Here is an 11,831-nt window from a genome sequence, read left to right on the forward strand (position 1 = left end):
CGGCGGCGCTAACTCGACACATTTCTAGAGCTCCGGTGGCGCTGCTGCAGATCTCTTCAGCATCACGTCGCCATATGCGGTCATCGCCATGGCGTACTGTGGTACGTACCCGAACTTCATATCAACGGCAGCGTTGGCCACGAAGGTCGAATCCAGTGCGGTCTCATCCCGCTCCCATTCGGCCATGAACGTTTCCAACCAATATCCCGAAATGATCGGCGTAATCGGCCACGGCGAGGCGATGACGACCCGCGAGCCGGCCATCAGTAGGAGCTTGGGAAGACCGATCGTGGTGTTGGAGTGCGGGTGCCGATCCACGCGGCCACCGCTGCAGATGAACAAGATCACCAATTCAGTCCCGGCCAGAGCTTGAGTCAATGCCCGCGGCGAGATCACCAACTCCTTCTCATCGGTCACCCGGTGCAAAAAGCGACCATCGGTGCCGACACTCCCATGTGCCGCGATAACGGCGATCTGTGCATCGACTAGGTCCTCAGGCAGCGAGCCATTGGTATCGACCCTAAAGCCGTACTGCTGAAACGCCGTGTCGGTGCGCTGGATCACTGCAACCAAGGCGCTGTTATCGACCACCTCGCCCGGGTCGGATATCCATGCCACACGTCGGGCATGGGTGATCCTTGGCCGCGTACGGGTGGAGTGGAGCCATGTCAGCGAGGGCACGTAGCCAATGGCGTGGTGCTGGCCCCAGAAACCGTCCCCCTTTACCATCAGGTTGAGCGGAATCTGGAGCAGCGCCGGCTCCCCCACGACGACCAGCTTGGCCGTCTCGGGCAGCGGTATCGCCAAGGGCGTCATGCTCACGAAAATCTCGTTGTTACCCTCTTCGCGCTCAATCTTTCCGTATCGAAGCGGGTAATTTTCGCTCCAGGTGGCCAGCGCATCAACAAACGATCCCGCCTCCCGGGCCGGTCGCGCTACCGTATCGCCTTGCTCGGTCGAGGTCAGTACCGTCAGTTCGCCATCAATGTCCAAGCCCATCATCATGGCCGCCCCTGCCTCTGGGCGGATTTCATGCAAGTATCGCGAGGGCCAACTCACGTCCAAGACGCGCTCGATCGCCACTGGGTCCAACTCGCGGTCCGCCAACAGCTCAATCGCGGTTGCCGCGTCCTCGGCAGACAGCGCCGACTCGGACAGGATTCGTCGGGCGGCAAGCTCAGCGGCCAGAAGGTCTCCCGGCGCATCGTCCGCATGTCGCGCCACTTCCACGCGATTATGCAGAAGTACCGCATCTTCAATGGTCGGATGAGCTGCCGAAATTGCGTCCAGGTACGCTCGATCCGCGGCCGTCACATGTTCCATAGCCGCCACTTTGATCTCTTGGACATGCTTCGGTATCACGCCACCAACGCCTTCGAACAACCCCATCGATTGCACCAGCAGCGCAAGCGCCGGGATCAACTCCTCGTTCATGCCTGCGACCGAGACGTAGTGATTGGCCGTGTCTTGCACCATCTGCTCAAGCATGGCCGGGGTATAGCGCTGGCTATCCATCAACCGCAGTCCCAGCTCTAGCGATTGCATGCGGGCGCGTCCGGCCGGATTGTCGGCGACCATTCGCTGCAGGCGCTTGAGAGGCACCAGCAGATCCCCCGCGAACGGGAACAGGCCTATATCACGTACGCTGCGGAACAGGGTGTAGGTCTCCCACCACAGCGTCGGGGCATCGACCGGCACATCGATTGCGAACGCAGACGAGAGACCAATCAGCGCATCCACCGGATGCCGGGAGCGCTGATACAGGTCTGCATACGCTCCCCACGCCAGCCGGCCCCTAATCTTGGAGGAGCCGGCAAGCTCAAGAATCTGCTCGGCCAAGTCGCGACTTCTCTGCACCTTACCGTCCATCGCCCGTCGGCTGGCGATCAGTCGGAGCATGTTCATGTCGGAGAGCGTGTCGGGGACTTTCCTGGCGAGCATCACACCCACAAAGGCCATGTTTTCTACATTGGCCGCCTTGTCAGGCTCCCACGTCTCGACCAGGTAGTCGACTGCCCTTGACATCGCCTCGAGCAGTTCGGCCGGGTCGTCCGCTCCGATGACAGCGTCAGGCAGTGCTGTACTGCTCACATCAATGGCACGTGCCTGGCCCATCCAATGATCAGCACGCTGCATGAACGCACTAAATTCCTGAGGCGAGGCAACCTTCACCATCGGGGGATCGATGATCGCGGCCACGGCACGTGTGGCCAGCTCCATCGTTTGCGTGACGAGCAACGCAAGGCCCCAGTTACCACTGGTCTCGACAGTGAACAATCCACGGAAGTATTCCCGCAATTCCGGATCATCTGGGTGCGTGGCGACGTAGTCGCGCAGCCGCTGGAATACCTCTTTGTAGAAGCCTGCCTCCTGTACTTCCTTTCTTTCCAGCAGTACTCGCCTGAGCGCGGCAATCAATATCCAATTGATGCGCCGAGCACTTTCCCCGTCTAAGGACGTCTGTATCGCCAGTGCGATAGCGTTACCCGCCTCATTGAGAACTAGCAGTCGGTGCGCCCCGCACAGCCTCGCAAAATCGCGTTGCTCGGCCGACCAGGGTTCACTTACCTCGGCCAACGCCTTTACCCCTTTGGTGGAGAGATCGCGCAATGAGTCGGCAATGAGAGCATCGTAGCCGACGAGGGTTATGTGGCGAATCACGCGGCTGATCCGATCACCGGACACCTCCCGACTCCACCGCAGCAGCAAGCGCGCGCGGTAGTCCGTTAGGGCCTCACTCTCCGGATACAGCCCGCGTAGGCGCTCGTACACCAGCACTTCCAGCTCGCTATCGTCCAGCCCAGTGCACGATCCGAGTGCGCGCGCGAGGTGAGACTCCTCATTCACTTCCACTACGCTTTGCTTGATCAGCGTCTTCGCCGACTCGGGATCGCCTCCCTCCTGCGCCATCCATCCAAACCGGAGCCCGTTTTCGGACGGAACTTTGACGCCACTGACAAGTAGCGCGCGGATTTCTTCGGCCGCCCGCTCCCGCTCCTTGCCCCGAAAGAGCACTTGGATCCTCAGTTGCCGCTTTAGGCCTGCACTCAGATCAGATGCCTCAATCTGCGCTAACGCCTCCCGCGCACGCCCCATCTCTGCTAGGGCCGCCCACTGCTGCATGTTCTCTACGACAAAGGTATTCTGCTGCACCTCTTCTTTAGAACCAAAGCTGGCGACAGTCAGATCGTAGATCGCCTCGATCGCCGCCTTGTTGGCCTCCCGCATCACGAGAAGCCCGGGGATACTGAACATGATCGCGCTTTCATTGGTGTGCACATGGTCAATGCAGTCTGGAAGCCATGCGCTGACGTTAGGCACCCAGATATCCTCGGCCAACAGCGCCGTGGCGCGCCCGTGCGGCGCACCGGCCACCACCCTGGCATCCCGATAGATCTCCGCCATTGGCACCAAGATGAAGTCGCCGTCGGATCGCACCACCTGGGCTACCAACGAGGCGGCGTTTACGTCTTCGCAGCGCACGATCGTAACTCGCTTTCTGATGATGCTCACTTCCTCGCGCGACAGTGGAGACCCTCGAAGCTCGCTGCCGCCTTGCGAGATAAGTGCGATGATCTCATCATCGTTCTTTGCCCACGCTGCCGCGGGCGGCGCTATCACCACGACGCGCGGGAAGGCCGGCTTACCCTCGGGGGATTCGCACATCAGAATATGCGCTGTCGTCCTGCCTACCGCCGGGTCGGTATCGACGCCGATCAGTAACGTGGCGCGCTCAGCACTTCCCCTGTAAATCGCAGCAGGATCGAAGCCCATCACGCGTGATGGGGTCGTTGTACTGGTTGTCATCTGACTTCTCCTTGTCTGTTGACGACGAACTGGTGAGGCATGAGGATATCAGGCCAATCTCGAGTAGAGACACCGTTGTATGCGGCCAGGCTGATACGGCATGACGGCTGGGCGATTGGAGATCGCAAGGGTATTGCCGCCCGACGGAAGAAGGCGCGCGGCATGCCACCGTATTCTCCACCTCCCTTACCTGGCGAAGGATAGGCGCGGAATTTCACCCGACATGCTTATCCGGAATCCTAGGCGAAACACGTCCACCTTGGTAAAGGGCCAACAACTCACACCACCGGGCGTTTCCTACCCCCGATAAATCTTCCTAATTCCCAAGCCTCAAGTCAGGTCCTGACGTTGGATTCATTTGAAGATGCGCCGCACCGATGAAGATGCGCCGCACCGAAGAGCGATTTTTGATCGATCTAGCCTAGCCGGCTGACGCATTACTGTTCGTTTTCCTTCATTTGCAGGAAGGCTTTCGTCGCGAACGAGCTACGCATTCATGGGCCGATCATCGAGCAGGCCGCTCAGTTATGACCCACCTCAACCCCTCGATGGTTTCGCACGACACTTCTATACCCTCGTCCAAGAAGACCGAGCAGGGGCAGGCTAAGTAGCTAGCGCCGCAGCCGGAGCACCTGCACACGCGCACCTTTGCGGATGTCACTAAGGAAAGACGGCCCTCGTACAACGCCTCAGCAACAGGCTTTTCCCGAGGAGGGAGCCTGACTGAGGTTATTCCCTGCTCATCCACCGAGAATAGGCTGGGATCTACATATGGCCGATCCATCCTAAAGGTGCCGTCGATTCGGAACAGGTCGGGCGTTCCTGCGGAGGACCCAGCGGATGTGGAACTCTGCTTAAGGTAGCCGTAACACGAGACGCACCAAGGGCCAACTCCATCCACGGTTTCTGGAAAATCCGCCAGATCAGTTAGTGTCTTGGCCAGATGCGATGCAAATCCTGCAAAAGCGAACTTGATGACCACTTCACCGTAATCAATGCCTACGCTTGCTGTGATGAAGCGCCGCTCGCATCGAGTAGAAAACACTTGGCAAAGCGTGGCCAATGCGGACTTCCAGGCGTTCGCCGCCGCAACCTGAGCCTCACCTTTGAAGACCACAAGTGGATAGTTGATATCCATGTCTTCGATGGCTACATGGACGATCTCCGGCGACAGCTGGATCGGACGGCCGAGCGATCGTTGCGTGAGCTTGATTAGGTCTAGCGCCGACAGCTCAATGGTCCTAATGAAGACTCCATTGTCCATGAAGCCAGTCCCTGGCACGAATCCCCCATCAGAGGCTTCCGGGAACTCGCCCGGATGATGGTAGGAAGCCGCAACTTGCAAGTCGCCTTGCTCAAAGATAGTGGGTGACATAAGACTGCTGGTCGTCTCATGCGAATGTTGATCTTGTTCCTCAGCGGTTGCACTGCCAGGAATGCCACCGAGATACTCGCCAGGCAAGGAGTTGCCCCTAAAGAAGTCGCAAACGAGTTCCTTCCAAGTCGTGAGGTCAATCGGGCCGTCAATGCGCCACAGTTTGACGTAGCGGCTTCGCTTCCCGGACTTGGAGATGTCGGTCTCAATCCGATCCAGGTATTGTTCCGTCTCGTATGCGCGTATTGCACCATCGAGGTGGTTTGGCAGGCTCGTGGCCTCGTCGATGATGGAGTGCACGTATCGGCAGCCAAAGACATCAGCGCCAATGCCGAGCGTCTCGCGATCTAACAGCTCTTCGCACTCAAAGGAGCGCATGCCGTTCTGCATGTGCCAAAAGAACTCGGTTCGTTCGACTCCATGGAAGATGCGCTCCTTTTTTGATGCCTGATGCACAGTCACGCCGACCGGTATCGACGCCAAGTCATCATCGAACTTTGGACCGCGCCAGTACTCGAGCTCTATCGGCGTCAGGTAGCTGGACGCCAGTCCCACGGAGTCTGGGTCGAGCGCGATCTTGAGATCCAACCCGGGCTGCCCCTGCAGGTCAAAGAACCTGCGCAGGAATGCATCGTTGGTGTTGTTGATCTGGGAAAGCGAACGGCGGAAGTAACGATGGGCGAACACCGCCAACTCCCCCATTCTGAAGACGCCTGGGCCGATCGCTTCGAGCTCGCCGATGGGAACCAAGCTGCGCTTGTCCGTCTCGTCTGTTGGAAAAAGTCCAGGGAACTTGCGCTTCGCAATGCCTTTGTCGATGACTGACACACATTCGCGCCTCCATACCTCGGCGTTGTTGGAAAGCAGCCCTTGGAGGGGCGCAAGCAAGTCAGCCTCGTCGGCTGAATCGACGGCATAGAGCTTCTGAGCGAGGAACTGCCTAGCAAACCCGTCGATCCATGCTTGCTCCTCCTCTGTCATAGCGAAACAGATCTCGCCCTTCAGTAATGCTCGTCTTGCATGGAGTTGCAACCCCATGGGCCGCGAGATCCCAAGAGGCCTGTGATAGTCGTGACTAACGAACATGGGAGTTCCCTCCCATGCCTGGGCCACAGCACTGGCTAAGGCTTCGATTCCGAAGGCGTAGCCATAGCGGTTGACTTCATCACTTGTGAAAGTTGCGAGACTCATATCCATGCTGACGAAATTTTTCCTTATGGTGGTGTCCCTACCCACCTAGCCGCACAGGCAGCCGCGCCCTGCCCTAACCCTCTACCCTTCGGGAGCCAGAAAGAGCAACGTTTCCTAGGGCGGGCTTTAGTGTTCAACCAATCGCGATGGGTCAGGCATTAGTATCAATCATTGTTGTCGCGATTTGGGATTCGACTGACAGCTTTTGGTCGGCTGCACCTCACCCTACCCCCGATAAACATCCCTAATCTTCTGCGTTATCTTCCACAAATGGCGCATCTTGGCCTGGGCCAGGCTATCGTCATTGCTGACGCGATGTCCTCCCTTGTATTCCACCACGAGCAGCCGACCGCTCTTGAGCTTGGCGACGACGTCGGGGTAGGTCCCTTCACTTCTCCGCTTCCGCCGGCACCCGCACGAAGTCCACATGCAATCGCTTCGCCAAGACCCTGCCTGCCTTGCCCAATGGCCGGGTGCTCACCAGCACGGCATCGCACAGGGCTGGCTTGCGTAGCGCAATGCACTCGGCGCGCAGTACAGCCCGATACTTGATGACTTGGTAGATCCCCCGCATTAGCTCGTCGTCGCTCGCATTGCTGGCTTTGACCTCCACCGCCAAGCTCTCGCGCCCGTTGGTGAAATAGGCATCTAGGCTGTCGCCGGAACTCAGCCTGTGCTCGTTCACCCCGGCCTCGAATGCTCCGTAGTCCTCGAACCGTTCCGAGTGCGCTGCCACCCAGGCCTTAAGTGCTTTGTGCGCGGCGCTTTCGGGCCGGTAGGCGGTCGGAATGGCAGGCAGTTCAATGGGGTTCCCCTCGTCGGGGTTGGCATGTGCCGTGTCGAGCACGTCCACCCCTAAGGCTTGGGCCACCCGGTCCCAGTTCGGCCCATAGTCGAACACCGCAGCCATAGCGGCTTGGATGTAGGCCTCGCGGTTGGCAGCCATCCCTGCCCCGCCGTCGTCGAAGTAGTAGTGGGCGACTTCATCCGCACCATGACCGGGCAGCTGGGTGTCGGCTTGGACGACGATAAGGTTTAGCGGCGGGATCTTCTCGCCCCACTGCTCACCCAACTCCTGGATGGCGAAGCCCACGGCTCCTACGGCCGGGCCATACAAGGTCTTGCGGGCCTTCGGCTCCAGACCATGGAGGCGCTCTAGCTCGGCGGCGAGCTCCCCGTAGGTGATAGGCCGCCCGATCTTGGCCCGTTGGATGAGGATGGACGGAATGCGAGGCACCACCTCACTGCGCCATGGTGAACGCGCCAGCTCCTGCCGGTTCCAGTCGTAGGCCATGTAAACCCCCTGAGTCCCGGTTGAAGTCTAACCGAGCATTAGGCCAGACTGAATTGCTCTCCTAACCCTGATAACGCGCCGTAATCGCCGGCCCGAGTACCTGCCGGCTCACTCCGCCGCGCGTTAGAAAGGAACACTCGTAGAGCGTTTCTGCATTCAAGATTCGCACCCTGCCGCTCAAGCAGCGCGCAGCGGGGCACCGAAGACATCACTCAATCGGTTAACATTAACTTGATGATGGCGATCGGTCCCTCGGAGGCTGCAATGAAAACGGACTATGACAGTGAAAGCATTGTCTCACTGCCGGGCTTGGAGCCTTCAGGGTACGGGAACCTCATTTTGAAGCGGGCGACGGGACGGTCAGAAGACGACTGGTACAGAGCTGTTTTCTACGCTGATGATTCAGCGGCGTGCCGTCACGAACTGATGACCGTATTGACTCAATCCTACCCCCAAGCACCCGATGGCGTTTTCACCGTGCAGGACTACTTTGCGTGGGTCGTAAGCCGATACCACGCGGTCAACCTCGGTGCGATCTGTCCGGTAAAATGATTATGCGAGCTATTTCAGAGAGGGAAAGGTTCCTGATCGAAGGCGTGGCCAAGCGCCTTCCGCCTCAGGAGGCGTTACAGCTGATTGAAGATATGAACAGATGTAGTGCCGTGGATCGCTTTCCGGATGGCGCTGTGGTCTTGTTCATCATTGAAGGGTATGACCGACCGAAGTACGAGGGTCAGCATTCTTACCCTGTCGAAATCCGCCTTTGTGACGCAGACGGGTCCGAATTGACAGCCATACTGTTCGCGGACCCCAACAACCGTCTTTATGAGCTCGAAATCATAAGGTGGGACTTTGGGGTCATAATAGGACCGAACATGGAGTCAATGGAGTTTTATTGACCTTCAGCGCTTGGTCGTGCATCCCCGATGGTTCCGCGGAAGCTCCGCAATGATTGATGTGTACTCACGCAACCACGGCTGCATGCAAGGTTTTTCAAAGGCAAGGTCACCCCTGCCCTCCGCGTCCAGCGGACCCTCGGCTAGGATCCGTGCAGTTAGCTAGACCATGCGTCCGATCCGTTACGCCCCTTCCACGGCGAATCGGTGCCAGCACTTTCCTGCCAGCTGAGAGGCCCAGCATCATGAACCTGCTTGCCCGGGCGTACGCACGTCCTGATTTCTGCATGATGGAAAGCCATCCGGAGGCACCTCGCCCATGACGGATGTTCGATTGACCCGAAGAGAGCTGCTGGCAATGGGCGCCACGACCACGGCCGGCGTAGCTGGAAGAAGCTCACCATCGCTGCGTTGTCATGGCAGTTTCTTCGTCGACTCATGCTGCACACGATGTCGTGCTCGCACAGGAAGCTCTGCCAATCCTCGCTGGTGAACTGGGTTCCCTGGTCGGAGTGAAGTAGAAGTCCGGGGCTTGGCGTGCGCCGCCACACTGCAGCCAATAGCGCCTGCAAACTAGGTCGGTATGCTGAGTTGGCCGGGTTGCCCATCCAACGACCTGGCGCGAGAACAGATCAAGCACTACCGCCAAGTACAGGAAGCCGTCGTACGTACGGATGTAGGTGATGTCCGTGACCCACGCGCGATTTGATTCACTGACCTTGAAGCCGCGAGCTAGAAGGTTCTCGGGGACTGATCCAACAGGGCCGCTCAACGGTCGTGGCCTCCGACCGTAGCCGACCATTGCTCGCACCTACGCCGAAGTCGAGCGCTTCGTCGCAGCGTTGAACAAGGCGCATAAGCTTCTGGTGCGCAGCCACACTGCAGCCAATAGCGCCTGCAAACTAGGTCGGTATGCTGAGTTGGCCGGGTTGCCCATCCAACGACCTGGCGCGAGAACAGATCAAGCACTACCGCCAAGTACAGGAAGCCGTCGTACGTACGGATGTAGGTAATGTCCGTGACCCACGCGCGATTTGATTCACTGACCTTGAAGCCGCGAGCTAGAAGGTTCTCGGGGACTGATCCAACAGGGCCGCTCAACGGTCGTGGCCTCCGACCGTAGCCGACCATTGCTCGCACCTACGCCGAAGTCGAGCGCTTCGTCGCAGCGTTGAACAAGGCGCATAAGCTTCTGGGTTGACGCATTGGGTTAAGTGGACCGTAGAACGCCGCGGAAAGCCGCGGCGTTCTGCATGGTGCGACCCCGTCAGATGGATCCGGTGGCGCCTGAAAAGCATTCGCGAATGCTTTCGGGGATTTCGGCCCCTTGGATTACAACGCTGAACTGTTCTGCGGCGCTATTCCCGTAGCAATCAACGAGGATCACGATCCCAAGGTTCTCCGCAAAAAAAACAACCGAGTCCATGGTGGAGGCTGCAATTGCCACCATCGATGAGGCAGCGAAGTCGCTGATGCAGGCAAAGCCTAGATAGTCCTTTTTATGAAATCCTATTGCGCCCACAAGAGGGCCCACCTTCCGCTCGACGCATCTCATAGTACTAATGGCATCAGACTCAGCCACGTATGCGCGGACAAGTCCCGGGGCATCACGAATGTCTTCAGGCCATTCAAGCGTCAACTCAGGCGATCGCGATTGAAAGTCTTCTAAACCCAAAGTTTTTGAGGACGCCGCATTTATCGCACGAACCAGTTGCTCACCGAAGCGATCGCGCATCTGTGCGTGCTCCCGCAATGTGGCAAGTTGCATCCTCTTCTCGCGAAGCTCACGCACTTTCCCTTCATCCATCATAAATTCACAGCCTCGGATCAAAATCATCTCGAACTTTGGTGTCATTCTGAATTCGCGGGCGTCCGCCTGGATCCTTCTGACCATTTGCCTTCACTGTGCCGGCCTCAACTTGGGTCATCCCAGCATGGGCTCCGCGCGTATCGCGAGACACTTGCACAGTTTTGGTCTCCGTCCCACCTCCTTGCTTAGGAACATCATAGCTCTGTTGCCGCTGTGGTTGGGGGCCGACGCTGCACCGCGTAGTTGCTACGCCGACCTCATCGGAGCTGCCTCAAGCCAGCTCGACGATTGACCGACCGTCGTACGTAGATCGGACGAGCGCGAGTGTTGCGCCCGGTCCAGGCACGCGTTGCCTGTCGGAATCCAAAGACGCAGCAATATGCATCGCTCAAGGTAACCAAGGAAAAACAACCGCGCTAATCAACGCGACCGCTCCGATGAGCCGGACCATTTCAAAGGCGCGAGAAGACCCTTCACGTATGCTTCGAGGCCAACAACATCTTCAGTATCGCCGATCAGATCACGCCTCATGATTTGCTCAGCATACTCTGCACCGCCCAATATCCCGACCACACGACCTATGAACGCGAGATTCCCCGCAAATAGCGTCACATCCTGATCCAACCTTACAACCCAACGACCGTCAGCCGCGAATACATAGTGATCATGCATGAAGTTTCCATTGCGCAACCAGTAGGCCCGCAATCCAGCCATTCCATCTCCCACTTCCACAGGCGCCCCTCGCTCTGAGTAAGTTGAGTATCTAATCGCGCAGAGGGCTGTCGCCGACGCATACTCTAATGCCGCACGAAGCCAGGCATCCCAAACCTCACTCGGAGCAAAGTCTTCATACATGTTCCGATCAAACGCCATGCCCGCCCAGTCATGGCGGACAAATGGCATGTCCGGTGGTGTCACGTCGGAAATGGATCCAGCAATAAATTCTGGCCAAACACACGATCTATTCATGGCTTTTTCGGATACCACACGGTAGCGGGCATTTTACAACCAGTAACATACACCTCGATCGTATCGGTACCCTCTGGCACCAACCCATCAGGATATGGACATGTGCGGCCAGCTCCAAGAACCGGGTCTGCGCCGCGTGGCAGCGAGCCCCAAGAGGCAACCTGGATGGAACTTCCCCGAGTCCGTCGGCACGCCTGAAGATGGCAGCACGCCCAGTGCCCCCCCCCTACTCTCTCCGTCTCCGCCGCCGCACCGCCAGCACCTGCCCAATCACCGCCGTCGCCAGGATCAAACAGTTCGTCACCACGAACACCGTAGACCCCACCAAAGCGCTGTACGCAATGAACAGCACCGACGCGGTCATCTGACCCACGAACAGCCATGTAGATACGGCTTCCACGGAATCAGCCTTGTGTTGTTTGTGGATCTGGCGCGCCAGCGTTGCGATCAACACCACCGTGGCCGCTCAGCCCAACAGATCCGCCGTCG

Annotated in this window: 8 protein-coding genes and 2 pseudogenes; 2 read left to right on the plus strand and 8 right to left on the minus strand. The window is 58.4% G+C overall.

The window, feature by feature from the left end; translation table 11 throughout:
* Positions 1-24 precede the first annotated feature (24 nt).
* The 3 genes from ABRP17_RS00150 to ABRP17_RS00160 all read right to left on the minus strand — a co-directional run bounded on the left by ABRP17_RS00150 (position 25) and on the right by ABRP17_RS00160 (position 7,667).
* The gene (locus ABRP17_RS00150; protein WP_349984213.1) at positions 25-3,807 is read right to left on the minus strand and encodes a CHAT domain-containing protein; all 3,783 of its coding nucleotides are present in this window, start codon (positions 3,805-3,807) and stop codon (positions 25-27) included.
* A gap of 505 nt (positions 3,808-4,312) precedes the next feature.
* The gene (locus ABRP17_RS00155) at positions 4,313-6,379 is read right to left on the minus strand and encodes a hypothetical protein (protein WP_349984212.1); all 2,067 of its coding nucleotides are present in this window, start codon (positions 6,377-6,379) and stop codon (positions 4,313-4,315) included.
* Between the two features lie 382 nt (positions 6,380-6,761).
* Positions 6,762-7,667, minus strand: a complete 906-nt coding sequence (locus tag ABRP17_RS00160; protein ID WP_346479107.1) for a hypothetical protein — start codon at positions 7,665-7,667, stop codon at positions 6,762-6,764.
* A 264-nt stretch (positions 7,668-7,931) separates the two neighbouring features.
* On the opposite strand from ABRP17_RS00160, the gene ABRP17_RS00165 reads away from it, so the two are divergent.
* Together ABRP17_RS00165 and ABRP17_RS00170 are read left to right on the plus strand one after the other, a co-directional pair.
* Positions 7,932-8,219: a hypothetical protein gene (locus ABRP17_RS00165; RefSeq protein WP_349984211.1), complete on the plus strand. Its 288-nt coding sequence runs from the start codon at positions 7,932-7,934 to the stop codon at positions 8,217-8,219.
* A gap of 2 nt (positions 8,220-8,221) precedes the next feature.
* Positions 8,222-8,566, plus strand: coding sequence for a hypothetical protein (locus tag ABRP17_RS00170; protein WP_372486843.1), 345 nt, complete (start codon positions 8,222-8,224; stop codon positions 8,564-8,566).
* A 380-nt stretch (positions 8,567-8,946) separates the two neighbouring features.
* On the opposite strand, the pseudogene ABRP17_RS00175 reads toward ABRP17_RS00170, so the two are convergent.
* From ABRP17_RS00175 to ABRP17_RS00195, 5 genes and pseudogenes are all read right to left on the minus strand, one after another.
* Positions 8,947-9,374 (minus strand): annotated as a pseudogene (locus ABRP17_RS00175) (IS3 family transposase); the annotation flags it as partial.
* A 75-nt stretch (positions 9,375-9,449) separates the two neighbouring features.
* Positions 9,450-9,703, minus strand: a pseudogene (locus ABRP17_RS00180) (DDE-type integrase/transposase/recombinase); the annotation flags it as partial.
* A 127-nt stretch (positions 9,704-9,830) separates the two neighbouring features.
* Positions 9,831-10,418, minus strand: coding sequence for a hypothetical protein (locus ABRP17_RS00185; RefSeq protein ID WP_372486844.1), 588 nt, complete (start codon positions 10,416-10,418; stop codon positions 9,831-9,833).
* 375 nt (positions 10,419-10,793) lie between these two features.
* Entirely contained in the window at positions 10,794-11,342 is a 549-nt protein-coding gene (locus ABRP17_RS00190; protein ID WP_349984209.1) for a hypothetical protein, read from the minus strand.
* A gap of 226 nt (positions 11,343-11,568) precedes the next feature.
* A complete protein-coding gene (locus ABRP17_RS00195; RefSeq protein WP_349984208.1) occupies positions 11,569-11,799 on the minus strand; it encodes a hypothetical protein in 231 nt (76 codons plus the stop codon).
* Positions 11,800-11,831: the final 32 nt, after the last annotated feature.

Source organism: Stenotrophomonas sp. WHRI 8082 (genome assembly GCF_040223995.2).
Taxonomy (GTDB): Bacteria; Pseudomonadota; Gammaproteobacteria; order Xanthomonadales; family Xanthomonadaceae; genus Stenotrophomonas.

What these genes read in the sequence shown, in the direction of transcription:
- ABRP17_RS00150 (WP_349984213.1), bottom strand. Translation starts at nt 3,807, where the DNA reads ATGACAACCAGTACAACGACCCCATCACGCGTGATGGGCTTCGATCCT.
- ABRP17_RS00155 (WP_349984212.1), bottom strand. Translation starts at nt 6,379, where the DNA reads ATGGATATGAGTCTCGCAACTTTCACAAGTGATGAAGTCAACCGCTAT.
- ABRP17_RS00160 (WP_346479107.1), bottom strand. Translation starts at nt 7,667, where the DNA reads ATGGCCTACGACTGGAACCGGCAGGAGCTGGCGCGTTCACCATGGCGC.
- ABRP17_RS00165 (WP_349984211.1), top strand. Translation starts at nt 7,932, where the DNA reads ATGAAAACGGACTATGACAGTGAAAGCATTGTCTCACTGCCGGGCTTG.
- ABRP17_RS00170 (WP_372486843.1), top strand. Translation starts at nt 8,222, where the DNA reads ATGCGAGCTATTTCAGAGAGGGAAAGGTTCCTGATCGAAGGCGTGGCC.
- ABRP17_RS00185 (WP_372486844.1), bottom strand. Translation starts at nt 10,418, where the DNA reads ATGACACCAAAGTTCGAGATGATTTTGATCCGAGGCTGTGAATTTATG.
- ABRP17_RS00190 (WP_349984209.1), bottom strand. Translation starts at nt 11,342, where the DNA reads ATGAATAGATCGTGTGTTTGGCCAGAATTTATTGCTGGATCCATTTCC.